Source organism: Candidatus Blastococcus massiliensis AP3 (genome assembly GCF_000582785.1).
In the GTDB taxonomy this organism is placed as follows: Bacteria; Actinomycetota; Actinomycetes; order Mycobacteriales; family Geodermatophilaceae; genus Blastococcus; species Blastococcus massiliensis.
This window is the reverse complement of sequence record NZ_HG931175.1, coordinates 896,420-917,571: the sequence shown is the minus strand read 5'-3', so window position 1 is coordinate 917,571 and position 21,152 is coordinate 896,420. Positions and strand designations below refer to the sequence as shown.

Below are 21,152 nucleotides of genomic sequence, written 5' to 3'. Positions count from 1 at the left end.
GCGAACCGGATCGCCGTCCAGTACGAACGCAGGTCATGGGCACCTCCGCAGATCCGACGGTCGACGTCGTCCTGCCCTGCCTGGACGAGGCCGCCTCGCTGCCGTGGGTGCTCTCCCGACTGCCCGCCGGCTACCGCGCGATCGTCGCGGACAACGGCTCGACCGACGGCTCGGCCGCGATCGCCGCCGAGCACGGCGCGACCGTCGTGGCCGTGCCGCAGCGCGGTTTCGGCGCGGCAGCGCACGCCGGGCTGGAGGCCGCGACCGCCGACCTGGTCTGCTTCTGCGACGCCGACGGCTCGATGGACCCCGCCCAGCTGCCGCGCGTCGCCGACCCGGTCCGCGCCGGCGCGGCCGACCTCGTGCTCGGCCGGCGCCGGCCGGCCCGCGGTGCGTGGCCGGTGCACGCGCGGGTGGCCAACGTCGCGCTGGCCCGCATGCTGCGCCGGCGCACCGGGCTGCGGCTGCACGACCTCGGCCCGACGCGCGCCGCCCGCCGGGAGGCCCTGCTCGAGCTAGGACTCACCGACCGGCGGTTCGGGTATCCGCTGGAGATGGTGACCGCCGCCGCCGACGCCGGCTGGCGGATCCGCGAGGTCGACGTCGACTACGCACTGCGAACCGAGGGGTCGAAGTCGAAGGTCACCGGCACCGTGCTGGGCACGGTGCGCACGATCCGCGACATGCGCGGAGTGCTGGCGCGATGACGCTCGCCACCCAGGTCGTCGTCATCACCAAGGCGCCGGTGCCCGGCCGGAGCAAGACACGGCTCACCCCACCGTGCACCCCCGAGCAGGCCGCCGGCATCGCCGCGGCCGCGGTGGCAGACACCCTCGACGCGGTGCGCGCCGTTCCCGTCGCCGGCCGGGTCGTGGCCCTCGACGGCGAGCCGGGCACGCTGGACCTGGCGGGGTTCACCGTCGTCCCGCAGGTCGAGGGCGACCTGGGTGTCCGCCTGGCCGCCGCGTTCGCCGACGCCATGGCCGGTTCCGGGGCGCCCACCCTGCTCATCGGCATGGACACCCCGCAGGTGACCGCCGAGCTCCTCGTCCGCTGCGCCGAGCGGCTCGAGGCCGGCGGGCCGGGAACGGCGGTGCTCGGCACCGCTCCCGACGGCGGCTGGTGGGCGCTCGGCGTGCACCGGGCCGAGGGCGCCGCGGTGCTGGCGGACGTGCCCATGTCCCGCGAGGACACCGCGGCCACCACGCGGGCCGCGCTCGAGGCGACCGGTCTGGTCGTGCTCGACCTGCCCGAGCTCACCGACATCGACCACTTCCCCGACGCCCTCGCCGTGGCCGCGCAGTGCCCGCCGGGCAGCCGGACCGCGCGCGTGGTGGCGTCGGTCGCCGCGGCCGTCGGGAGCCGGAGGTGAGCAGCGCCCTCGACCGGCTGCTCGGTGCCCGCGTGCCGGGGCCGCCCGACGCGCTGCGCCGCGGCCCGTTCCGCGCCGGCGCGTTCCCCAGCCCGCTGCACTCCGAGCGGCGCGCGGCGCGGGTCGGCCTCTGGCTGGGCCTGGCGTTCGCGGTCTGCTTCGTCACCGGGCTGATCAGCCACCTGATCCAGAACCCGCCCGGCTGGTTCGTCTGGCCGGCGTCGCCCTCCTGGCTCTACCGGGTCACCCAGGGGCTGCACGTGGCCACCGGCCTGGCGGCGATCCCGCTGTTCCTGGTGAAGCTCTGGACGGTCTACCCGGCGCTGTTCGCCTGGCCGCCGGCCGGGTCGGTCGCCCGGGTGGTCAGCCGGCTGTCGATCCTGGTCCTGGTCGGGGCGACCGCCATGCAGCTGGTCACCGGGGTCATCAACACCGCCCAGTGGTATCCCTTCGGCTTCTTCTTCACGACGGCGCACTACTGGACCGGCTGGATCGCCATCGGCGCCGTGGCCGTGCACGTCGGCGCGAAGGCGCCGGAGATCCGCCGGGGGCTGGCCCGCCGCGGCACCCCGGCGGCGTCCACCGGCCTGACCGCGGAGCAGGCCGCCGAACAGGACGCCGTCGACGAGGCCGCGGAGACGGGCGGGGTCCCGCGACGGGCGTTCGTCGTCGCCGCCGGGCTGGGCGTCGGTGCGGTCACCCTGACCACCGTCGGGCAGAGCTTCTCCCCGCTGGGCGACGTGTCGCTGCTCGCGCCGCGGCAGCCCGGGGTCGGACCGCAGGGCCTGCCGGTCCGGCAGACCGCGAAGGCGGCCGGCGTCACCGACGTCGGCCCGGAGTACCGGCTGCTGATCGAGGGACCGAACCGGCTGGAGCTGACCCTCGACGACCTGGCGGCCTTCCCGCAGCGCACCGAGCGGCTACCGATCGCCTGCGTCGAGGGCTGGAGCGCCGACGCCACCTGGACCGGCGTCCGGCTGGGCGACCTGCTCGAGGAGGCCGGCCTGGCGCGGGACACCGAGGTGGTCGTCGAGTCGCTGCAGGAGGGCGGGCTCTACCGGCGCTCGACCGTGGCGCCGCCGCACGCCCGCAGCCCGCGGACGCTGCTGGCCACCGGGCTGAACGGCTCGCCGCTCGACCCCGATCACGGCTTCCCCGTCCGGCTGATCGCCCCCAACCGCCCCGGCGTGATGCAGACCAAGTGGGTCACCCGGGTGACGCCGGCATGACCGCCGTCGCCCAGCCGGCCCGGGGCCCCTGGTGGCGCTGGCTGTTCCTCCTGCCGGGGCTCGCGGCGGTCGCTTACGGCGGCCTCGGCCTGGTCACCGCCGACGTCCCCCTCGACGCCTGGGCGACCTGGTTCGTCGGCAGTGCGCTGCTGCACGACCTCGTGATCGCGCCGCTGTGGATCGGGCTGGGCTGGCTCGCCGCCCGGCTGCTGCCCCGCCCGGCCCTGCCGGCCGCCGTCGTCGGTGGCGCCGTCGCCGGGGTGCTCACCCTGGTGGCGCTGCCGTTCGTGCTCGGCTTCGGCGCCGACCCGGACAACCCGTCGTTCCTGCCGCACGACGTCGGCCGCAACCTGCTGCTGATCGTCGTCGGCGTGCTGGCCGCGGCCGCGGTCTGGGGCACTGTCGCGACGGTGCGCGCCCGCCGGACGAGTTAGAGCTGCCGACGTTCGCCCTGCCGAGGCGGCGCGGCAGCACCCTTTGCTGGTGCGTAAGTGAGGGGCCCACTCGAAGGTGCTATCACCGTCGCCGATGGCTCTGTACCTCGGCGAGGAGTCGGGGGTCGTCACCTTCTTGAAGCGGTAGCTCCCTCACCAGCGACGGGGCGGCCGGGTGTCCCTGAGTGGGCCGCTCAGGGACAGAGGGGCGGCCTAAGGGACACCTGTGAACCCTTGAGGACGTACTAGGGCAGGCGTCCTGGCCGCGCCCTGGACTGCATCTCTGCGCGCTCTCGGTATGCCTGCTCGACGTCCTCGGAGGCAGTCCAGCAGAGGGACACTTCTTCGATCTCCGGTGCAGGACCCTGGTCATGCAGGACCTCTAGGTCCGACTGGACCAAGTAGTCACCATGCGGACACAAGCCCTCGACCGTGACTGGCGACTCAGGGTGTTCCTGGGCCAGGAGCGCCCTCAACTCTCGAACCAGCATGGTGGGAGCCTGTCAGCATCCTCTTGCGCGGTGTCCCATAGTGGGCCGGCCGGACGACGCTGTCCCTGAGCGGCCCACTTAGGGACAGGCGGCAGTCAGCCTGCGGGACTTAGCCAGACATCGACGTGCTCGGCGTTGTCGTGCGGTTCAAGCGAAAGCTGGACACGCCACCTCCCGGGCGGCAAGGCGAAGACATCCTCGAAGTTCCCGTCCCCGATCGTCACAACGCCGCTGGGAACGTCTATGAGGCCGTCACCGTCGGTGCGGCTTGCAGATGGACTCCCCCAGTGAACGTTGACAGTGACCTCGACCCACGGCACCTCTTCCTCGTCGTCGAGGGCGTCAAGAACCTGGTCGTCGACGTCCATCGCATGACGCACCCCTACCGCTAGGGCTTCGTCGTCGCGGCCCCACGTGACGGCGACATCGGGGTTCACCTCGACCACATCAGCCTTTGAGTCCCCGATGAAGAAGACGCCCCACGCGAAGGAGCGTCGAAGTGATACCTGCCCGACCGCACCATCGCCCGCCATCGTCATGAGCGATACCTCATCACGGGTGCCCCAAAGGCCGCCTTGTGTCCCAGAGCGGCCCACTGTGGGACACCCCCGGCTAGGGAGTTTCGCCGTGATAATGCCTCGGTGAGCAATGGTGAGCCGGTCTGGCAGGAGCTTGACAAGCCGCGCTCGCCGTCGAGGGACGAGCGTCGGCTGATGGATACGTTGGCGGCGGGCGTGCACGAGCCTCTTTTGAGTGCACAGGTGCGGACGGCGGTCATCCACGCGGTCTGTCGCTGCGGCTGCTCCTCCGTGCGGCTTCACAGCGAGGAACCGGCCATCCCGCCAGCCAGGGTGGCGCAACTGTCCGAACAGGGGCGCGACGACCTCTTCTGCGTAACGGCGTTCAGCAACGATCCCGCCCAGGAGCTGGTGTACGTCGAGCTTCATGTGCTGGACGGCCGAGTCGAGGAACTGGAGGTCTACGACTCAGAAGGGGGTGACGGCGTTGCCGTCGACCTCGCCCAGATCACGACACTGGGCGAGATCACCGTCAGCTGACCGCGGACTGTGGGTGGGACAACCAGTTGTCGGCGGTCCCTGTCATCAAGGCAGGCGACCCTTAAGCCGCCTTCAGGGCGATGGTTGCCGGGCGCGGCGGCACGCGCGCTGTCGAGCACGGCCCGTCGCTGGAGGGTCGCTCATCGGGGCACGGTAGCCGTGGAAGCAGCGGCGGCCTCGATGATCCGGGGCCGACCTAGGTCGCTGTTGTCCACCACCACCGACGCGCGCTCCCACGGCCGCGCGGCGGCGAAGTACAGGCGCTGGGCGCCGGTGTAGCGCTGCATCAGTTCGTGGACGGCGCCCGGGGTCAGGCCGTCGCGGCGGGCCATGCGTCGTTCGGTCTCCTCGAACGGCACGTCGAGATAGACGGAGTGGTCCCAGAAGGACACGACCTCGTCACGGTGGAGGAAGGTGCCCTCGACCAGCACCAGGGCGTCCGGTGGGGCCTGACGTACCGCCGGCTCGTGGGTCCGGCCGGTAGCGCGGTCGAAGGAGGCGCTGCGGTACAGCCCGTCGCCGTCCGCGGCCAGCGGCTCGAGCGCCCATGACCTGAGCGCCGCGTAGTTGTAGGCGTCCAGCCAGAAGCCCTCCGAAGAGTGCCGCCCCCGCGCGTGGCGGACCTCGGACGGATTGAAGAAGTCGTCGACGTGGAGGACCAGCACAGGGCGCGTCCGGATGCGGCGGGCGAGGTCCTCCGCGAACGTGCTCTTCCCGCTGCCCCCGACCCCGTCGATGGCCACCAGTGCTCGGCGGTGCGGCGCTGCTGCGAGCACGCCATCCACGATCGTCTGGAAGTCGCCGTCCATCAGGTCGGAGACGCTATCGGAGCCCCAACCCCGCCAGGACCGTCCGCGCCGTGGCGGCATCTGCGGCGGCCAGGAGACCGGCCCTGTCGTCGTCCGGCCGGTATGCGGTGCCCTCCGGCCGCACGGCGACACCGCCCGCCTCGGCGAGCAGCAGCGCCCCAGGTGCGTGGTCCCACGCCAGCGTCCGCCAGAAGAGCAGGAAGTCAGCCCGCCCCTCGATGATCCGGGGGTACTCCACGCCCGCGCAGGTGGTCAGGGGAGTCAGGTCGCCGAAGCGGCTCTCGTTCGCCTCGATGGCCGTGCGGGCCTCGGGGGAGAGGAACCGACGCAGGACGCCGCCGTTCAGCGCGGTCAGTTCACTTGGATCCGCGGGCTCGCGGTGCAGGCGGACGCCGTCGCGCCAGGTGCCGCCGCCCAGCTCTGCGGTGTAGGTGCGTCCATGCTGGGGCTGGTGCACGACTGCACCGACGGTCCGGCCGCGGTCGACGAGCGCCAGCATGATCGCGTGGTCCGGAGACCCGTCGAGGAACTGCAACGTGCCGTCGAGCGGGTCGACCAGCCAGACCGGGCGCTCGGCCCGGAGCGCCCCGAGCAGCGACGGGTCTGCCGACGCGGCTTCCTCACCGATCACCGCCAGACCCGGCGTGATGTCCGCCAGCCCGTCGGCCAGCAGCCGCTCCGCCTCACGGTCGACCCGGCTGACGAGCTCGCCGGGCGACTTCTCCTCGCCCGCCACTCCCTGGCGGAAGAGCGGGAGATGCACCTGCGCGGCCACCTTCCGGACCATCGCGGCCACCGCATCGAGGTCGGCGCCGGTCACGCAGTGCCCACGGGCGCGGCGGCGCGCTCGGGGCTCATCCGCCGGGCCCGCGCGATGATGCGGCGGCAGCGCAGCTCGAGGACGACGACGGCGACGCCGAACAGCCGGAACTGCGGATTGGTCGTCTGCCTGGCCAGGTACCGCGCGTAGACCTGCTGGGCGATGACGGCCACCCGGAACAGACCGAACACCTCGTACCAGGCCCACTCGCGGTGGGTCACCGAGGTGCCGGTGCGCGCGCAGTAGTACGCGACGACCTGCTCGCGGGTCAGCATGCCCGGCAGGTGCGTGGGCTGGCGCCGGAAGGCCTGCATCAGCCGGCCGTCGTCGGCCTGCACCCAGTAGCCGAGCGAGCCTGCGAGGTCCATCAGCGGGTCGCCGACGGTGGCCAGCTCCCAGTCCAGCAGCCCGATCGGGCGGGTCGGGTCGGCCGGATCGAGCACGACGTTGTCGAACCGGAAGTCGTTGTGCACCAGGGTGTGCGGCCGGTCGCCCGGCTGGTTCTCGGCCAGCCAGGTCATGACCGACCCGAACGTGCCGACGTTCCAGGTGCGGGCGCGGCGGTACCGCTCCGACCAGCCCTCCACCTGCCGGCGCACGTACCCGGGGCCCTTGCCCAGATCGGCCAGGCCGGTACCTCCGACGTCGACCGAGTGCAGGTCGACGAGCAGGTCGAGCACGTTCCGGCACAGTGCCGCGACCTGGTCCCGGTCCAGGTCGACCCCGCGCGGCAGTTCCTTGCGCGGGATCGGGCCGGCCAGCCGCTGCATGACGTAGAAGGGCGTGCCGATGACCGCGGAGTCCTCGCACAGCGCGACGGTGCGCGGGACGGAGGGCAGCACCCTGGCCAGCTCGGTCTGGACGCGGTGCTCGCGGGCCATGTCGTGCGCGCCCTGGGAGTGGGTGCCCTTCGGTGGCCGCCGGAGGATCAGGTCGCCGTCGGGGTAGCGCAGCAGGTAGGTCAGGTTGGAGACGCCGCCGGAGAACTGGCGCACCTCCGGGACGGCGGCGACGTCGACGCCGGCGTCCCGGGCGTGGTCGGCCAGCCACCGCGCCATCGCGGCGACGTCGAAGGCGTCCTCGGCCCGGACGTCGCGGGCACCGCCGGTGTCGACCGCCGTCACGTCAGCTTCCGGACGACGGACAGCGGCAGCACCCGCATGAGGAACCCGATCGGCACCCACGGCCACGCCGGCACGTAGGCCCTGGTCCGCCGCTTCTCGATCGCCTCGACCATGCTCCGGACGCCGGTCGCGGTGTCGACCATGAACCGGGTCTTCTGCTGCACGTGCGCGTTCATCTCCGACCGGATGTAGCCGGGGTAGATCACCGAGACGTCCACGCCGGGGATGCGCTCGGACCGCAGCCCCTCGGCCAGCGCGGCCACCCCCGCCTTCGTGGCGGCGTAGGTGGTCATCGCCTTGCGCATGCCGCGCAGCGCCGACATGGACGAGATCAGCACCAGGTGGCCGCGTTGCTGGCGGCGGAAGATCTCCAGGGCCGCCTCGGTCTGGGCCAGCGCCCCGACGAAGTTGGTCATGGCGGTGGCCCGGTTGGCGTCGGCGCGGCCGGTGCCCAGCGCGGCGCCCTTGCCGATGCCGGCGTTGACGACCACCCGGTCGATGGAGCCGAACGACTCCGCGAAGCGGCCGAACACAGCGGGGACGGCGTCGGCGTCGGTGACGTCCAGCGCCGCGGTCTCCACGCGCTGCCCGGTGCCGGCGGTGATCTCTGCGGCCAGGGCGTCCAGCCGCTCGGTCCGCCGGGCGCACAGCGCCAGGTCGTAGCCGAGGGCGGCGAACTGGCGGGCCATCTCCTCGCCCAGCCCGGCGCTGGCGCCGGTGATGAGCACGACCCCGCGGCTCATGCCTGCTGCTCGGCCGCGTGGATGCGGGTACCCATCCGCAGCATCTGCCGGTCGTACAACGGCCGGGCCAGCCGCTTGGTCCAGAAGGCGAGCCGGGCGTTGCGGTCGGGCATGATCAGGAAGCGCTTGGCGTCGACGGCGCGCACGACCCGCTCGGCGATCTCGTCGGCACCCAGCTTCGAGCCCTCGATGAGCCGGGTGGCGACCGTGTCCATCATCGGGTCGTCGCCGCCCAGGGATGCGGCGAGGTTGGTGCGGAAGAACGACGGGCAGACGACCGAGACGTCGATGCCCCACGGGGTCAGTTCCCACCGCAGGCTCTCCGAGAGCGCGACCACCGCGGCCTTGCCCGCGTCGTAGGACGTCATGGCCGGGGGATGCACCAGGCCCGCCGCGGACGCGACGTTCACCAGGTGTCCGGAGCCCTGCTCCTTGAGCATCGGGACGAACGTCCGGCAGCCGGTCACCGCCCCGAGGACGTTGACGTCCAGCACCCGGCGCCAGTGGTCGGCGCCGAGCCGGTCGATGCGCCCGCCGGCGGCGATCCCGGCGTTGTTGACCAGCACGTCCAGGCCGCCGAACGCGGCGCGGACGCGGTCGCGGGCGGCCGCCCAGTCGTCCTCGGAGGTGATGTCGAGGCGCTGGTAGGCCGCGCCGGCGGGCACGTCCGCCTGCGGGGCGACGTCGGTCACGAGCACGCGGTCGCCGCGGGCGGCGAAGCGGGCCGCGAGCGCGGCCCCGAGACCGGAGGCGCCTCCGGTCACCAGCACGCGGCGGGGCGAGGGGGTCGGCTGCATGCACCGGACCCTAGGAGCGGCCCCGTCGCCGGGCTCCGCGGGGGCCGCCCGACCACCCGGACGAGCGGCTCGCCGTCAGTCGCAGCCGACGCCGGTGATGTCGTCGTCAGCCGCCCGGCCGTCCGCTGTCGCGACGTCGTAGCCGGAGCAGAAGTAGAACGACAGCCGCTCGTCCCGGTCCAGGGTGACCGGGCGCCAGGTGCCGGTGGCGTCGGGCTCCAGGTAGCTGAAGGACGAGCCGAGCAGCACGTCGTCGGCGGCCGGGTCGTGCTTCAGGTACTTCGCCAGCCACGCCTGCGTGTAGACGCTCGACAGCGCCTGGCCCCAGCGCGACGCCGGGAGCACGTAGGGGATGTCGGTGTACTCGAGGTGGGTGGAGGCGCGGGGCACGATCACCATCGAGTCGACGCCGGCCCCGGTCCACCCGTCGTAGCCGGTTGACAGCTCCCGCCGCGGGTCCGGGGCCTCGGCCGGCGAGCCGGCGCCCGAGGCGTCGAACAGGCCGCTGTTCGCGAAGTACGGCGCGACGGTGAAGCCGTACTCCGACTGCAGGCCGAGCGCCGGCACGACCGGCTCCGAGGCGCCGAGGGCGTCGAACTCCTCGCCGTCGCGGACCGAGGCGCGGGTCGAGAGCTTGTCCAGCGCCACCACCGCCTGGATCCGCTCGTCCACGCCCTGCAGGTAGGACACCGCGATCGCCCCCAGCGAGTGGCCGACGACGGCCAGCCGGGTGGTGCGCCCCGGCGTCACCGACTCGGGGTCGGGGGAGCGGTCGAACGACTCCCACCGCGGGTTGAACGCATCGCCGGCGGCCGCGTGCGGGTACGGCGCGTCCGGGGTGGAGAGGAAGAAGTCGATCGCGTCCTGGGTGCCGTACACGAAGTTCGACGTCTGCTGGGACGGCACACCCGGGCAACCGGTCTCCTCGCCGGCCGGCGGGGCGGCGGCGAACGAGCAGTACGGCAGGTCGGCCGGCTCGCCCTGGTGGGGGAAGGTCTCGCTGCGGCCCTGGCCCTGGACGTCGTAGGTGAGCACGAGGTAGCCGCGCTCGGCGAGGTCCTGGGCCAGCCACCAGTACATCCGTTCGCTGCCCTGCACCGAACCGGTCGTGAGGACGACGCCGGGGAACGGCCCCTCCAGCACCTCGCCGGTGTACGGGTCGCGGGCGCCGGGCAGCGGGGCGAACACGGTGCCCTGCAGCAGCGCGCCGTAGCGGTTGGGAAAGCTGATCGGCGTCATCTCGCCGCGGGTGCCGTCCCAGTCGGCCCGGTACGGGTTGCCGCTGTTCCAGCCGGGCACCAGCTGCCCCGGGGTGAGGGCCGGCCGGTTCGGCCGGGCCGCCTGGGCGAGCAGGTCGCCGGCGAAGAGCGGATTGATGTGGGCGAGCAGGGCGAGCCCGTACGCGGGGGAGAGCTGCCCGTCCGGAGCGGTCTGCCGGCCGTAGGCCTCGGCGACGTTCTGCGCGTCGCGGGCCAGGTACTCGGGGGTCCCCGGGGCGGGCCCGGCCGGTGCGGCGGCGGCGCCGGAGGTGCCGCCGGCGACGACGGCCACGGTGGCGCCGAGGGCGAGCACGGCTCGGGCGAGGCGGGGACGGCGCATGCGGAGCTCCTGGGACGCGGCGGCGGTCGTGCCCGGGACAACGAGCCGCGGCGGTTGGGGTTACCCGTCGACACAGGCACCGGGACCTGGACGCGCGGCGCCCGGGGCGGCAGGCTGGCCGCATGGCCGACCCCCGCTTCGCCATCCCGCTCGAGGAACTCGTCGCCGGTGCCCAGGTGGCCCGGGAGGAGCAGGTGGAGGTGCAGGCGGACGTCCCGGTCCCGCCGGCTACCGGCCCCGACGCGCTGCGCTACGGCGACGGGATGTCCGGGGACGTCGACGGCGACTGAGCCGCCCTCACCAGTTGCGCGGCAGTGACTTCCGGTCGCGCTTCGAACCCAGCGAGCCCGTGACGGCGACGACCACCACGCCCACGACGGTCAGCACGAGCAGGCCCTTGATCAGCGTGCCCAGGATGCTGAACACGGCGCCGAGGATGCTGACGGCCAGCCAGATCACCAGCAGCAGTCCGAGCAGGCGCAGCACGGGAGCTCCTCGGGTCGACGGGTGGGTGTCGGGACCCAGCCTAGGCGGTTCTGCCTGCTCCGGATGACGGTCGAGCGCGATCGCGCCGTCGCGGCCTCCTGAGGGACCTCGGGGCAGCGCCCACGCGGTTGCCGCGAGGCCCGGCGGCCGGGACCCTCGGGGTATGCGGGTGGAGGAGGTCCGGGACGTGTCGGGCCTGGCGCGGCTGACGCTGCGCGGGAGCACGACGCGCATCCACGAGGTGCACCAGGGCATCGCCGACCGCGCCTTCCGGGCCGTGGGACCAGCAGGCCGGCCGGTCCAGGTCGTCCACGACGCGATCACCGGCGTGACGTACGCGGGGGTGCGCCTGGCTCTCGGCGCCGGTGCACGGGTCGTGGGTGAGGTGGCCTCCTATCGGGCCAACGGGCGCGAGCTCGGCGAGAACCGTGCCGGCCGGGTCGCCGTGGCGATCCTCAACGGCGCGCACGGGGACCTCGTGCAGCGGGAGGCCCCGGCCCTGGCCCTGGACATGGCCGTCCGCGTCGAGGGCCGTTCCGTGCCGACCGACCCGGACGCACTGCGGACGGCGTTCCCCGACGCGACCGGCCGGCTCGCCGTCTTCCTGCACGGGCTGACCGAGACCGAGGTCTCCTGGTGCTACCGCTCGGAGCGCCGGGGGGAGCCGGGGATCACCTACGGCACCCGGCTGCAGGAGGACCTCGGGTTCACCCCGGTCTACCTCCGTTACAACACCGGCCTGCACATCTCCGACAACGGACGCGCCCTCGACCGGGTGCTGACCGCGCTGGTGGCCGCCTGGCCCGTGCCGGTCCAGGACGTCGTCCTCATCGGGCACTCCATGGGCGGGCTGGTCGCCCGGAGCGCGCTGCACCAGGCCCACGGCGGGACGGCGGAGGCGGAGGGGTGGACGCACCTGGTGCGCGACACGATCACCCTCGGCTCGCCGCACCTCGGGGCGCCGCTGGAACGGGGTGTCCACCGGCTCACCGCGCAGCTCGCCCGGCTCCCCGAGACCCGGCCGCTGGCCCGGCTCCTCTCGCTGCGCAGCGTCGGCATCAAGGACCTCCGGCGCGGCACCCTCGTCGAGGCCGACTGGACCGACCGCGACCTCGACGCGATCGGACCCTCCGACCACACGCACGTCCCGCTGCACGACGGCGCCCGCCACTTCGTCGTCCTCGCCACGCTGAGCCGCGACCCCGGCGGCCTGGCGGCCGACCTGTTCGGGGACCTGCTGGTCCCGCCGCGCAGCGCGCTGGGGGACACCGGCGACGACGAGCGGCTCGCCTTCCCCGCCGATCACGTGCACCGCCTCGGCCGGCTGAACCACTTCGACCTGCTCAACCACCCGCTGGTGTACGCCCGGATCCGGCGTTGGCTGGTCGAGCGGCCGGAGGGCCCGGCACCCGACGCACCTGACGCACCCGAGGTGCCGACGAACCGCTGACCGGGCACTCTGTGGCCCGCGGCGTGACCGATCGGGCACGCGGCCGTTGTCCTTCAGACACGAGGGAGCAGCATGGCCGAGAACGGACAGAACCTTCTGCAGCGACTGATCAGCTGGCGCGTCGGCGCGGCGATGGAGCCGCAGCCTCCGAACGAGACGCTGATGAAGCTGCAGCAGCCGCTGGTGGATCTGCTGGAGAAGTACTACTTCCGCGTCGAGGTGGAGGGGTGGGACCGGGTCCCCGACCGGACCTCCCTGGTCATCGGCGTGCACTCCGGGGGTGCGCTGACGATGGACGCGTGGACCCTGGTCAACGCCTGGCAGAAGCACTTCGAGGGCAAGCGGATCCTGCACGGCACCGCCCACGACGTCCTCATGGCGGCCCCTGGGATGGGCGACTACTTCCGCGCCGTCGGCGTCATCGCGGCCAACCGGAAGAGTGTCACGGCAGCGCTGGCCAAGGGTGAGGACGTCGTCGTCTGGCCCGGCGGGGAGATCGACGCCATGCGCAGCTGGTTCAAGCGCGACGTCGCCACGCTCGCCGGCCGCAGCGGGTTCGTGAAGCAGGCCATCCGTTCCGGTGTCCCGATCGTTCCGGTGGCCACCGTCGGCGGGCACGACACGGTGTTCGTGCTCTCCGAGGGCAAGTGGCTGGCCAACGGGCTGGACAAGCTGCTCGGCCTCAAGGAGACGCTGCGCGGGTCCAATCTCCCGATCATCGCCGGCTTCCCCTTCCCGATCGCGGTGGAGGTCCTCCCGGCGCACGTGCCGCTGCCGGCCAAGATCCGCACCGAGATCCTCGAGCCCATCGAGGTCGACGACGACCCGGAGCGGGCCGACGACAAGGCCTACGTCCAGAAGATCTACGACCAGGTCGAGGCCGAGATCCAGGCGGGGATGGACCGGCTGGCGGCCAAGCGGAAGCTGCCGCTGCTGGCCTGACCCCTCGACGTCCCGGGCCCCGACGGGCAGGCTGGCCGGAACCCGAGGAGGACGCCATGGCAGCGCGCTACGAGTACAAGGTCGAGGAGATCCGCGAGGGGATGATCGGCGGCAAGATGAGCGGCGGGAAGCTGGAGAAGGTGCTCAACCAGCACGCCCGCGAGGGCTGGCAGCTCAAGGCCATCACCTCGGTGGAGGTGAAGGGCCGCATCGGGCCCGGTGGCGTCGAGGGCGTGCTGGTCACCTTCGAGCGCCCCGTGGCGTGACGGCGGGCTCCCTCACCGGCGAGCGGTGGCTCGCGGAACACCCGGACGGGGCGTCGCCGGAGGCGGCGCTGACCTGGTTCGACGCCCTGCCGCCGGTCGCCCCGGAGGAGATGTTCGGACGGTGGCGGGGGAGCGGGCTGCCCACCGGCTCCCCGCTCGACGGGCTGCTGGAGTCCTACGGCTGGTACGGCAAGGAGTTCGTGGACGCCGAGACGGTGCACCCGCTGCTGTTCGGCACCCGCTCCGGTCCGCGGCCGGTGGACCCGGCCCTGGTGCCGATCGCCGTCCTGCGCGACCGGCCGGGCATCGCGCACTCGCGGGCGGCCCGTACGGCGTTCCGCCTGGTCCGTCCGGCGGTGACGACGGCGAAGCCGCGGGCGCGGCTGCGCGCCGTCGAGCACCGCGGCGTCGTCACGGCGGCGATGGTCTACGACGCGCTGCCGATCATCGACGTGTTCCGCCGGGTGTCGCCGGACGTCCGGGCGGGCCTCATGGACCTGCGCGGGCTGCCCGAGCCGTTCTTCTTCCTGCTCAGGCGGGCGAACTGACCCCCAGCTCGGCGAGCAGCCCGCGGATCCGCCGCTCGATCTCGTCGCGGATCGGGCGGACCGACTCGACGCCCTGGCCGGCCGGGTCCTCCAGCGCCCAGTCCAGGTAGCGCTTGCCCGGGAAGATCGGACAGGCGTCGCCGCAGCCCATGGTGATGACGACGTCGGAGGCCTCGACGGCGTCGGTGGTGAGCACCTTCGGCCGCTGGTCGGAGATGTCGATGCCGACCTCGGCCATCGCTCGTACCGCCGACGGGTTGACCTGGTCACCGGGGACCGAGCCGGCCGACCGGACCTCGACGGCGTCCCCGGCGAGCTGCCGGAGCCAGCCGGCGGCCATCTGCGAGCGGCCGGCGTTGTGGACGCAGACGAACAGGACGCTGGGCTTCGCGGTGGTCATCGGGCGTTCCGGGCGAGGTCGGGGACGGTGGGGTCGCCGGGGAACCAGCGGTGGGCGGCCCACAGGGACACGTAGACGAGGCCGACCAGCACCGGCACCTCGATCAGCGGCCCGACGACCCCGGCGAGGGCCTGCCCGCTGGTGACGCCGAAGGTGCCGATGGCGACCGCGATCGCCAGCTCGAAGTTGTTGCCGGCGGCGGTGAACGCGAGCGTCGCCGTCTTCGCGTACCCGAGCCCCAGCCGCATGCCGAGGGCGAACGAGCCGCCGAACATCAGCACGAAGTAGGCCAGCAGGGGCAGCGCGATGCGGGCGACGTCCCAGGGGTTCGAGGTGATGGCGTCGCCCTGGAGCGCGAAGAGCATGACGATGGTGAACAGCAGCCCGTAGAGGGCGACCGGGCCGATGCGCGGCAGGAACCGCTCCTCGTACCAGGCGCGGCCCTTCCGTCGCTCGCCGATCGTCCGGGTCAGGAAGCCGGCGAGCAGCGGGATGCCGAGGAAGACCAGCACGGAGACGACGATCGCCCAGAAGCTGAACTCCGCCGACGTCGTCGACAGACCCAGCCAGCCGGGCAGCACCTGCAGGTAGAACCAGCCGAGCGCGGCGAAGGCCACGATCTGGAACACCGAGTTGAGCGCGACCAGCACGGCGCCGGCCTCGCGGTCGCCGCAGGACAGGTCGTTCCAGATCAGCACCATCGCGATGCAGCGGGCCAGGCCGACGATGATCAGGCCGGCCCGGTACTCGGGCAGGTCGGGCAGCAGCAGCCAGGCCAGGGCGAACATCAGCGCCGGTCCGAGCACCCAGTTGAGCACCAGGCTCGCACCCAGCAGCTTGCGGTCGCCGGTGACCCGGTCGATCTCGGAGTACCGCACCTTGGCCAGCACCGGGTACATCATCAGCAGCAGGCCGATGGCGATCGGGAGGCTGACGTTCCCGATCTCGACGGCGCTCAGGACGTCGTCCACACCCGGGAGCCAGCGGCCCAGGGCCAGCCCGAGGGCCATCGCGGCGACGATCCAGACCGGCAGGAACCGGTCGAGCGGAGAGAGCTTCTGCAGGACCGGGGCGTCGGCGGGGACGTCGGCCCGGGCGGTCTCGCGGACGGCGTCGCTCACGCCGGCGTGAGGGCGGCGGTGTCGAACAGGCTCGCGACGGCCGACAGTGCCGCCGGGCGCACCGCGTAGTACACCCACACCCCGCGCTTCTCGCGGTCGAGCAGACCGGCGGAGTGCAGCACCTTCAGGTGGTGGCTGATCGTCGCCTGGGTGAGGTCGAAGGCGTCGTTCAGGTCGCAGACGCAGGCCTCGCCGCCGGCGCTCGCGGCGATCAGGCTGACCAGCCGGAGGCGCACGGGGTCGGCCAGCGCCTTGAGCAGGGGAGCGACCTGCTCGGCCTGCTCCGGCGACATCGGCGTGCCCGTCAATGGCGTGCAGCAGGCGAGTCCGGGCTCGCTCATCGTCAACTCCTCGGTCACGGACATCGTCGACCATCATAACGACACGCATCGTATTGACAAGCATCGATGTCAGGTGTTCATTCGGGTCGAGACATCGACATCCGTCGATGTTCCGAGCGAAAGGTGTTCCCGTGTCCCGTGTCCAGCTCGCCCTCCGCGTCGCCGACCTCGAGGCCGCCGTCGGCTTCTACTCGCGGCTGTTCGACACCGAGCCGGCCAAGCGCCGCCCGGGCTACGCCAACTTCGCGATCACCGAGCCGCCGCTGAAGCTGGTGCTGCTCGAGGGGGAAACCGGCGAGCCGACCCGCATGGACCACCTCGGCGTCGAGGTGCCGTCCACCGACGAGGTCGCCGCGGCGACGAACCGGCTGGCCGACGCCGGGCTCGCCACGCGCGTCGAGGACAACACCACCTGCTGCTACGCCGTCCAGGACAAGGTCTGGGTGACCGGTCCGGGTGGGGAGCCGTGGGAGGTCTACACGGTCACCGGTGACGCGCGACCCGACCTGGAGGGGAAGACCGCCGTCGAGCTCTCCGAGGTCGCCGGGGACGGCAGCTGCTGCCGTCCCGAGGGCTCCGACACCGACGCCCGGGTCGGCGCCGCCTGCTGCTGAGCCCGCTCCTCGGGGCCAAAATGGCCATTTTGGCCCCGAGGGCGGACATGGCAGGGTCGGCGCGTGGACCTGGAGCAGGTGGCCGACGAGCTCTACGAGGTGCCGCCCGACGAGTTCATCGCGCTGCGCAAGGAGCGGCAGGACGCCGCCAGGGCAGACGGCGACAAGGTGCTGGCCAAGGAGATCGGTGGGCTGCCGAAACCGTCCGCGGCCGCCTGGGCGTGCAACCTGCTCGTCCGCGGGCACCGCGACGAGATCGAGAACCTCGTCGACCTCGGCGAACTGCTGCGCGAGGCCCAGGAAAACCTGGCCGGTGACCAGCTGCGCGCCCTCGACGTCCAGCGCCGTCAGCTCGTGTCGGCCCTGACCCGCCAGGCGCGGGGGCTCGCCGCCGAACGCGGGCATCCGGTGAGCACCTCGGTGGCCACCCAGGTGGAGGAGACGCTGCGCGCGGCCATGGCCGATCCGGACGCCGGCCGGGCGCTGCTCACCGGCCGACTCACCTCGCCGATGTCCTACAGCGGCCTGGGGACGACGGTGGCCCGCCCCGACCTGCGGCTGGTGCATCCGCCGCCGAAGTCCGCCCCCGCCGACCGTCCTGAGAAGCCCGCGAAGGCGCCGGCCCCGAAGAAGCAGGCGGGAGAGTCGGCGGCCGACCGCAAGGCGCGCGAGCAGGAGGAGCGGCGCCAGGCCGCGGAGGAGAAGCGGCAGCGCGAACTGACCGAGGCCCGTGCCGCGGCCGACGAAGCGACCGCTGCCGCAGAGGACGCAGCGACGGCCCTCGAGGAGCACCGGCGGCAGACCGAGGAGCTGAGCACCCGGCGCACCGAGTTGCAGGCACGGGTGGAGGAGCTCGCCGACCAGCTGGCCGACGCCGAGCGGGAGGCCGCTGACGCCGCGACGGCGCTCAAGCGGGAGGAGCGCCGGCTGGCCGCCGCCGAGCGCGAGGCCGCCGACGCGGAGGAGGCCCGGGACCGGGCGGTCGCCCGCGTCGACGCCCTCACCGGGGAGAGCTGACCGGCGCCACCGGTCAGCGGGTCCCCGGCTCCGAGAAACGGCCCGCCCGCCGCGACATGAGCCGGTAGCCGGCGAGCAGGGCGGCGTTGGCCAGCAGCAGCCAGAGCCCGAGGAGCACCGCGGTGGCCAGCGCCGTGGGGCCGTAGCGCTGGGTGAAGTCGGCGAACTCCAGGTACACGAGGTAGCCCGCGGTGGTCACGGTGATCAGGCCGACGGCGGTGGCGGCGCCGACGGCGACGTCGTGCCAGCGGGTCTCGTGGAGCTCGAAGAGCCCGTAGATGAGTGCGATGAGCAGCCCGAGCCCCGTGACGGCGCCCAGCCCCAGCGCGAGCTGCAGCCATCCACCGGCGCCCAGCAACCGGGGGACGAGGTACAGCGTGGCGAGGCCGGAGAAGACGGCGAAGGGCAGTGCCGCGATCACCACCAGGGCCAGCAGCCGCCCCTTCCACCCTCGGATGCGCCGCTCGGCCTCCGGCGCGATGTCGCTGAACGCCCGGGCGAGCGCGGCACCGTAGGTCGTGGCCGGCCAGATCGCCGCCACCGCGGCCAGCGGGCCGGTCTGCGCGGCGACGTCGATCAGTTCCCGCAGGATGTCGGCGACCGGCAGGTCGTCCGGGGCCCGGCTGGTCACCTCGGCGCCCAGGTCCTGCAGGCTCTCCTGGTCCACGAACCACCCGGCGATCCAGAAGCCGAGCAGCACCATCGGCGGCAGCGAGATCATCGCGTAGAACGCCAGGCTGGAACTGGTGGTCACGAACTCCGGGCTGCGCAGCCACGCCAGCACCCGGCGCACCGGCTCGGGCAGCCGCTCGTACCGACTGCTCAGCCGGTCGCCGACGGTGCTGACACGTCTCCGCACGCGCGGCAACCGGCGGTCCTCATCCATCCGTGCACGCGCTACCCGGGCGCCGGGTCCCGGTAACCGTCGGGCTCAGCCGCAGGAGGGGCCGTCCTCTTCCGGGCGCGCGATGGGCTCGGTCGGCGGGGTCTCGTCGCTGACCTGCGGTCGGTCGGCGTCGACGGTGCGGCCGAACTGCTGCGTGGCCCACGTCGACCCGTCGGGAGCGCAGAACACCCCGACGCCCAGCCGGTCCCATCCCGGGTTGAGCACGTTGACCCGGTGCCCGTCCGAGCGCATCCATCCCACGTGGGCGTGGCCGGCAGGTAGCGGGCCGGAGGCGGTGAAGACGTTCTCCCCGATACCGGCGAACCCCTCCAGGTCGTCCCGGTCCAGCAGCGACCGCATGTCCTGGTGCTCGAGGACGCCGGTCTCCGCCATCGACCTGCTCCAGTCGGCGGCGATCTCGGCGAGGGCGTCGTCCCACGCCACCGGTTGCAGCCCCCGGGCCTCCCGCTCGGCGTTGACCCGGTCGAAGAGGGCGCGCGCCATGCGGTCCTCGGCGGGACCGCCCGGTGCGTCGTCGGGCGGCGTGCCAGGCGACGGGGCGGTGGCGACCGAGCCCGCTGAGCCGCCGCCGTCCGCCACGACACAGCCCGACGTCGGCACGACGGCGAGGAGCAGGGCCAGCAGGAGGGGCCGGGTCCGGGACATGCCGCATCCCTACCCGCTCCGCTCGTCGCACCACGCGCGGAGCTGCGGCTCCTCCCCGCCGTCGCTAGCGTCGGAGCATGGCCGAGTCGCCGCGGGTCGCGATCGTCACCGGTTCGGAGTCGGGCATCGGGCGGTCGGTGGCCGTCGCGCTCGCGGAGCAGGGGTGCGACGTCGGCATCACCTGGTACCGCGAGCAGGCCGCCGCCGAGGAGACCGCCGAGCTGGTGCGGGCCCGGGGGCGGCGCGCGGAGGTGCGCCACCTCGACCTCACCCGCCTGCCGCAGGCGGCCGACGTCGTCGACGACCTGGCGGAGGCGCTGGGCGGCGTCGACGTCCTGGTCAACGACGCCGGCACCGGTCACCGCACGCCGCTGCTGGAGCTGGACCTGGACACCTGGCGCGAGGTGCTGGCCACCGACCTCGACGGCGCCTTCCTCTGCCTGCAGCGGGCGGCTCGGCGCATGGTCGCGGCCGGGCGGGGCGGGCGGATCGTGAACATCACCAGCGTGCACGAGCACGCGCCGCGGGTGGGCGCGGCCGCCTACTGCGCGGCGAAGGGCGGCCTCGGGCTGCTCACCAAGGTCGCCGCCCTGGAGCTCGCCGGGCACGGCATCACGGTGAACTCCGTCGCCCCCGGGGAGATCGCCACCGCGATGACCGGGCAGGAGGACGAGGACCCGACCGCGCCCGGCCACGAGCGGCCCGGGGTGCCCCTGGGGCGTCCCGGTGACGCCCGTGAGGTCGCCGCCGTGGTCGCCTTCCTCGCCGCACCGGCCGCCGGCTACGTGACCGGCGCGTCGTGGGCGGTGGACGGAGGCATGCTCGAGATGGGGCCGATGGCCGGTTCGCACCTCGAGGCCGACGACTGGCGCCGCGGCTGAGCCACGGGCCTGCGGTCAGCTCCGGCGTCCGGTGCCCTTGCGGAGGTACAGGTGCTGGTCGGCGCGGGCCAGTACGCCGGACAGGGTGTCTCCCTGCTGCGCCGTCGCCAGGCCGACGGTCCACGGGAACTCGTGGGTGTCCTCCAGCCCGGTCAGCAGTTCCCACGCGCCCTGCTCGTCGGTGGCCGGCAGGCAGAGGACGAACTCGTCGCCGCCGTAGCGGCCGAGCAGGTCGGCGCGGCGGAGCCGGCGGGCCCAGCCCGTGGTGAGCTCGCGCAGCAGGTCGTCCCCGGCCCCGTGCCCGTCGCGGTCGTTGACCTGCTTGAAGTCGTCCAGGTCGAGGATGGCGAAGCTCAGCGGCTCTCCGGTGCGCAGGGCGCGGGCCAGGTGCCGCGACGCCTCGGCCTCCCAGCTCCGCCGGTTGGCCACCCCGGTGAGGGGGTCGGTCTCCGCGGCGTTGCGCAACCGCCCGGCCAGCCGGCCCTGGGCCTCGGTGAGGGCGACGACGCTGACGACCAGCGCGATCCAGGGCAGGAGGAACCCGGACGGTTCGGCGGCCGCGGCGCCGGCGCTGGTCGCGGCCACGAGGAAGCCCGCGTGGGCACGTGCGACCGGCAGCGGCAGCACGTGGGCGGCGTACAGCGCCAGGGCGGTCATGGCCGGCCCGAGCGCGACGATGCCGAGGGCGGTGGCCGAGCGCCAGGCCAGGATCGCGATGAACACCGCCATGAAGGTGACGGCGGCCGGAACGGCCCACGACGGGAGCCGCCGCCGCAGCAGCGCGACGACGGTGCCGACGACCAGACCGATGACGCCGAGGGTCCACAGCAGCGGTACGGGGGTGTCGGCGTCCATCGGCCGGGCCGCGCCCAGGCAGGCGAGCACACCGCCGACCAGGTACAACGCCGCCAGCAGCGTCGCCGCGGGCGTTCCGCGCTGGTCATCCATGTCGCGCATCCTGGCGGTCCGGAGGGTGTACCGGGCAGTTCTGCTCGGCCCGTACCCCGGTGACGGGGGATCGAGCATTCATGGCTCTCCGGCCCTCCACCTGAGCGGGC

27 protein-coding genes are annotated in these 21,152 nt (G+C 73.4%); 13 read left to right on the top strand and 14 right to left on the bottom strand.

Translation table 11 applies throughout. The features are described 5' to 3' along the window. Positions 1-35 precede the first annotated feature (35 nt). Genes BN344_RS18400 through BN344_RS18385 form a run of 4 tightly spaced genes read left to right on the top strand, consistent with a single transcriptional unit; the run spans position 36 to position 3,035 of the window. Positions 36-707 (top strand): glycosyltransferase family 2 protein, encoded by a 672-nt coding sequence (locus tag BN344_RS18400; protein ID WP_040339864.1) that lies wholly within the window; start codon positions 36-38, stop codon positions 705-707. Continuing rightward, entirely contained in the window at positions 704-1,372 is a 669-nt protein-coding gene (locus BN344_RS18395) for a TIGR04282 family arsenosugar biosynthesis glycosyltransferase (protein ID WP_040339863.1), read from the top strand. Before BN344_RS18400 ends, BN344_RS18395 begins: the two co-directional genes overlap by 4 nt. After that, complete coding sequence (locus tag BN344_RS18390; protein ID WP_040340177.1) at positions 1,369-2,601, top strand: molybdopterin-dependent oxidoreductase; 1,233 nt, start codon at positions 1,369-1,371, stop codon at positions 2,599-2,601. The genes BN344_RS18395 and BN344_RS18390 overlap by 4 nt, the downstream gene beginning before the upstream one ends. Further along, positions 2,598-3,035 (top strand): hypothetical protein, encoded by a 438-nt coding sequence (locus BN344_RS18385; protein WP_155858952.1) that lies wholly within the window; start codon positions 2,598-2,600, stop codon positions 3,033-3,035. Before BN344_RS18390 ends, BN344_RS18385 begins: the two co-directional genes overlap by 4 nt. Before the next feature lie 586 nt (positions 3,036-3,621). Here the strand turns inward: BN344_RS18385 and BN344_RS19290 are convergent. Beyond that, positions 3,622-4,065 carry a hypothetical protein gene (locus tag BN344_RS19290; RefSeq protein ID WP_051516103.1) on the bottom strand — a complete coding sequence of 148 codons (444 nt, stop codon included), beginning with the start codon at positions 4,063-4,065 and terminating at the stop codon, positions 3,622-3,624. A gap of 102 nt (positions 4,066-4,167) precedes the next feature. On the opposite strand from BN344_RS19290, the gene BN344_RS18370 reads away from it, so the two are divergent. Continuing rightward, positions 4,168-4,584: a hypothetical protein gene (locus BN344_RS18370; RefSeq protein WP_155858951.1), complete on the top strand. Its 417-nt coding sequence runs from the start codon at positions 4,168-4,170 to the stop codon at positions 4,582-4,584. 140 nt (positions 4,585-4,724) lie between these two features. Here the strand turns inward: BN344_RS18370 and BN344_RS18365 are convergent, their stop codons facing one another. From BN344_RS18365 to BN344_RS18340, 6 genes are all read right to left on the bottom strand, one after another. Further along, positions 4,725-5,393: a nucleoside/nucleotide kinase family protein gene (locus BN344_RS18365; RefSeq protein ID WP_051516102.1), complete on the bottom strand. Its 669-nt coding sequence runs from the start codon at positions 5,391-5,393 to the stop codon at positions 4,725-4,727. Positions 5,394-5,406: 13 nt separating this feature from the next. Continuing rightward, positions 5,407-6,213, bottom strand: a complete 807-nt coding sequence (locus tag BN344_RS18360; RefSeq protein ID WP_197022373.1) for an inositol monophosphatase family protein — start codon at positions 6,211-6,213, stop codon at positions 5,407-5,409. Further along, positions 6,210-7,337 carry a phosphotransferase family protein gene (locus BN344_RS18355; RefSeq protein WP_040339860.1) on the bottom strand — a complete coding sequence of 376 codons (1,128 nt, stop codon included), beginning with the start codon at positions 7,335-7,337 and terminating at the stop codon, positions 6,210-6,212. Before BN344_RS18355 ends, BN344_RS18360 begins: the two co-directional genes overlap by 4 nt. After that, complete coding sequence (locus tag BN344_RS18350; RefSeq protein ID WP_040339859.1) at positions 7,334-8,080, bottom strand: SDR family oxidoreductase; 747 nt, start codon at positions 8,078-8,080, stop codon at positions 7,334-7,336. The genes BN344_RS18355 and BN344_RS18350 overlap by 4 nt, the downstream gene beginning before the upstream one ends. Further along, the gene (locus tag BN344_RS18345; protein WP_040339858.1) at positions 8,077-8,877 is read right to left on the bottom strand and encodes an SDR family NAD(P)-dependent oxidoreductase; all 801 of its coding nucleotides are present in this window, start codon (positions 8,875-8,877) and stop codon (positions 8,077-8,079) included. The genes BN344_RS18350 and BN344_RS18345 overlap by 4 nt, the downstream gene beginning before the upstream one ends. 75 nt (positions 8,878-8,952) lie before the next feature. Beyond that, positions 8,953-10,476: an alpha/beta hydrolase family protein gene (locus BN344_RS18340; RefSeq protein WP_197022372.1), complete on the bottom strand. Its 1,524-nt coding sequence runs from the start codon at positions 10,474-10,476 to the stop codon at positions 8,953-8,955. A gap of 122 nt (positions 10,477-10,598) precedes the next feature. Between BN344_RS18340 and BN344_RS20010 the strand changes: the two genes are divergently transcribed. Then, the gene (locus BN344_RS20010) at positions 10,599-10,766 is read left to right on the top strand and encodes a hypothetical protein (RefSeq protein ID WP_155858950.1); all 168 of its coding nucleotides are present in this window, start codon (positions 10,599-10,601) and stop codon (positions 10,764-10,766) included. A 7-nt stretch (positions 10,767-10,773) separates the two neighbouring features. Here the strand turns inward: BN344_RS20010 and BN344_RS18335 are convergent, their stop codons facing one another. Then, on the bottom strand, positions 10,774-10,962 hold the full coding sequence (locus BN344_RS18335) for a hypothetical protein (RefSeq protein WP_040339857.1): 189 nt from the start codon (positions 10,960-10,962) through the stop codon (positions 10,774-10,776). Between the two features lie 163 nt (positions 10,963-11,125). On the opposite strand from BN344_RS18335, the gene BN344_RS18330 reads away from it, so the two are divergent. The 4 genes from BN344_RS18330 (at position 11,126) to BN344_RS18315 (ending at position 14,168) form a co-directional block, all read left to right on the top strand. Continuing rightward, entirely contained in the window at positions 11,126-12,412 is a 1,287-nt protein-coding gene (locus BN344_RS18330; protein WP_051516101.1) for an esterase/lipase family protein, read from the top strand. Between the two features lie 72 nt (positions 12,413-12,484). Then, positions 12,485-13,354, top strand: coding sequence for a lysophospholipid acyltransferase family protein (locus BN344_RS18325; protein ID WP_051516100.1), 870 nt, complete (start codon positions 12,485-12,487; stop codon positions 13,352-13,354). Positions 13,355-13,410: 56 nt separating this feature from the next. Then, entirely contained in the window at positions 13,411-13,620 is a 210-nt protein-coding gene (locus BN344_RS18320) for a DUF4177 domain-containing protein (protein WP_040339856.1), read from the top strand. Next, the gene (locus BN344_RS18315) at positions 13,617-14,168 is read left to right on the top strand and encodes a DUF4334 domain-containing protein (RefSeq protein ID WP_040339855.1); all 552 of its coding nucleotides are present in this window, start codon (positions 13,617-13,619) and stop codon (positions 14,166-14,168) included. Before BN344_RS18320 ends, BN344_RS18315 begins: the two co-directional genes overlap by 4 nt. Here the strand turns inward: BN344_RS18315 and BN344_RS18310 are convergent. The 3 genes from BN344_RS18310 to BN344_RS18300 are packed head-to-tail and all read right to left on the bottom strand — an operon-like array spanning position 14,152 to position 16,030. Next, positions 14,152-14,568, bottom strand: coding sequence for an arsenate reductase ArsC (locus BN344_RS18310; protein WP_040339854.1), 417 nt, complete (start codon positions 14,566-14,568; stop codon positions 14,152-14,154). The two genes, BN344_RS18315 and BN344_RS18310, sit on opposite strands and share 17 nt — an antisense overlap. Continuing rightward, on the bottom strand, positions 14,565-15,689 hold the full coding sequence (gene arsB, locus BN344_RS18305) for an ACR3 family arsenite efflux transporter (RefSeq protein WP_040339853.1): 1,125 nt from the start codon (positions 15,687-15,689) through the stop codon (positions 14,565-14,567). The genes BN344_RS18310 and arsB overlap by 4 nt, the downstream gene beginning before the upstream one ends. Beyond that, a complete protein-coding gene (locus BN344_RS18300; RefSeq protein ID WP_231487022.1) occupies positions 15,686-16,030 on the bottom strand; it encodes an ArsR/SmtB family transcription factor in 345 nt (114 codons plus the stop codon). The genes arsB and BN344_RS18300 overlap by 4 nt, the downstream gene beginning before the upstream one ends. A 131-nt stretch (positions 16,031-16,161) precedes the next feature. Between BN344_RS18300 and BN344_RS18295 the strand changes: the two genes are divergently transcribed. Continuing rightward, a complete protein-coding gene (locus tag BN344_RS18295) occupies positions 16,162-16,644 on the top strand; it encodes an ArsI/CadI family heavy metal resistance metalloenzyme (protein ID WP_040339851.1) in 483 nt (160 codons plus the stop codon). A 63-nt stretch (positions 16,645-16,707) separates the two neighbouring features. Further along, on the top strand, positions 16,708-17,661 hold the full coding sequence (locus tag BN344_RS18290) for a hypothetical protein (RefSeq protein WP_040339850.1): 954 nt from the start codon (positions 16,708-16,710) through the stop codon (positions 17,659-17,661). Positions 17,662-17,674: 13 nt separating this feature from the next. Here the strand turns inward: BN344_RS18290 and BN344_RS18285 are convergent, their stop codons facing one another. Then, the gene (locus tag BN344_RS18285) at positions 17,675-18,520 is read right to left on the bottom strand and encodes a YihY/virulence factor BrkB family protein (protein WP_040339849.1); all 846 of its coding nucleotides are present in this window, start codon (positions 18,518-18,520) and stop codon (positions 17,675-17,677) included. 72 nt (positions 18,521-18,592) lie between these two features. Then, complete coding sequence (locus BN344_RS18280) at positions 18,593-19,213, bottom strand: CAP domain-containing protein (RefSeq protein ID WP_040339848.1); 621 nt, start codon at positions 19,211-19,213, stop codon at positions 18,593-18,595. Between the two features lie 77 nt (positions 19,214-19,290). Between BN344_RS18280 and BN344_RS18275 the strand changes: the two genes are divergently transcribed. Then, the gene (locus tag BN344_RS18275; protein WP_051516099.1) at positions 19,291-20,094 is read left to right on the top strand and encodes an SDR family oxidoreductase; all 804 of its coding nucleotides are present in this window, start codon (positions 19,291-19,293) and stop codon (positions 20,092-20,094) included. A gap of 15 nt (positions 20,095-20,109) precedes the next feature. Here BN344_RS18275 and BN344_RS19285 read toward each other — a convergent pair whose 3' ends face one another. Further along, positions 20,110-21,042, bottom strand: coding sequence for a GGDEF domain-containing protein (locus BN344_RS19285; protein ID WP_051516098.1), 933 nt, complete (start codon positions 21,040-21,042; stop codon positions 20,110-20,112). Between the last annotated feature and the right edge of the window lie 110 nt (positions 21,043-21,152).

Coding starts and splice junctions, on each gene's coding strand:
- BN344_RS18400 (WP_040339864.1), top strand. CDS start 36: ATGGGCACCTCCGCAGATCCGACGGTCGACGTCGTCCTGCCCTGCCTG.
- BN344_RS18395 (WP_040339863.1), top strand. CDS start 704: ATGACGCTCGCCACCCAGGTCGTCGTCATCACCAAGGCGCCGGTGCCC.
- BN344_RS18385 (WP_155858952.1), top strand. CDS start 2,598: ATGACCGCCGTCGCCCAGCCGGCCCGGGGCCCCTGGTGGCGCTGGCTG.
- BN344_RS19290 (WP_051516103.1), bottom strand. CDS start 4,065: ATGACGATGGCGGGCGATGGTGCGGTCGGGCAGGTATCACTTCGACGC.
- BN344_RS18365 (WP_051516102.1), bottom strand. CDS start 5,393: ATGGACGGCGACTTCCAGACGATCGTGGATGGCGTGCTCGCAGCAGCG.
- BN344_RS18350 (WP_040339859.1), bottom strand. CDS start 8,080: ATGAGCCGCGGGGTCGTGCTCATCACCGGCGCCAGCGCCGGGCTGGGC.
- BN344_RS18345 (WP_040339858.1), bottom strand. CDS start 8,877: ATGCAGCCGACCCCCTCGCCCCGCCGCGTGCTGGTGACCGGAGGCGCC.
- BN344_RS18340 (WP_197022372.1), bottom strand. CDS start 10,476: ATGCGCCGTCCCCGCCTCGCCCGAGCCGTGCTCGCCCTCGGCGCCACC.
- BN344_RS20010 (WP_155858950.1), top strand. CDS start 10,599: ATGGCCGACCCCCGCTTCGCCATCCCGCTCGAGGAACTCGTCGCCGGT.
- BN344_RS18330 (WP_051516101.1), top strand. CDS start 11,126: ATGCGGGTGGAGGAGGTCCGGGACGTGTCGGGCCTGGCGCGGCTGACG.
- BN344_RS18325 (WP_051516100.1), top strand. CDS start 12,485: ATGGCCGAGAACGGACAGAACCTTCTGCAGCGACTGATCAGCTGGCGC.
- BN344_RS18320 (WP_040339856.1), top strand. CDS start 13,411: ATGGCAGCGCGCTACGAGTACAAGGTCGAGGAGATCCGCGAGGGGATG.
- BN344_RS18310 (WP_040339854.1), bottom strand. CDS start 14,568: ATGACCACCGCGAAGCCCAGCGTCCTGTTCGTCTGCGTCCACAACGCC.
- BN344_RS18300 (WP_231487022.1), bottom strand. CDS start 16,030: ATGAGCGAGCCCGGACTCGCCTGCTGCACGCCATTGACGGGCACGCCG.
- BN344_RS18280 (WP_040339848.1), bottom strand. CDS start 19,213: ATGTCCCGGACCCGGCCCCTCCTGCTGGCCCTGCTCCTCGCCGTCGTG.
- BN344_RS18275 (WP_051516099.1), top strand. CDS start 19,291: ATGGCCGAGTCGCCGCGGGTCGCGATCGTCACCGGTTCGGAGTCGGGC.
- BN344_RS19285 (WP_051516098.1), bottom strand. CDS start 21,042: ATGGATGACCAGCGCGGAACGCCCGCGGCGACGCTGCTGGCGGCGTTG.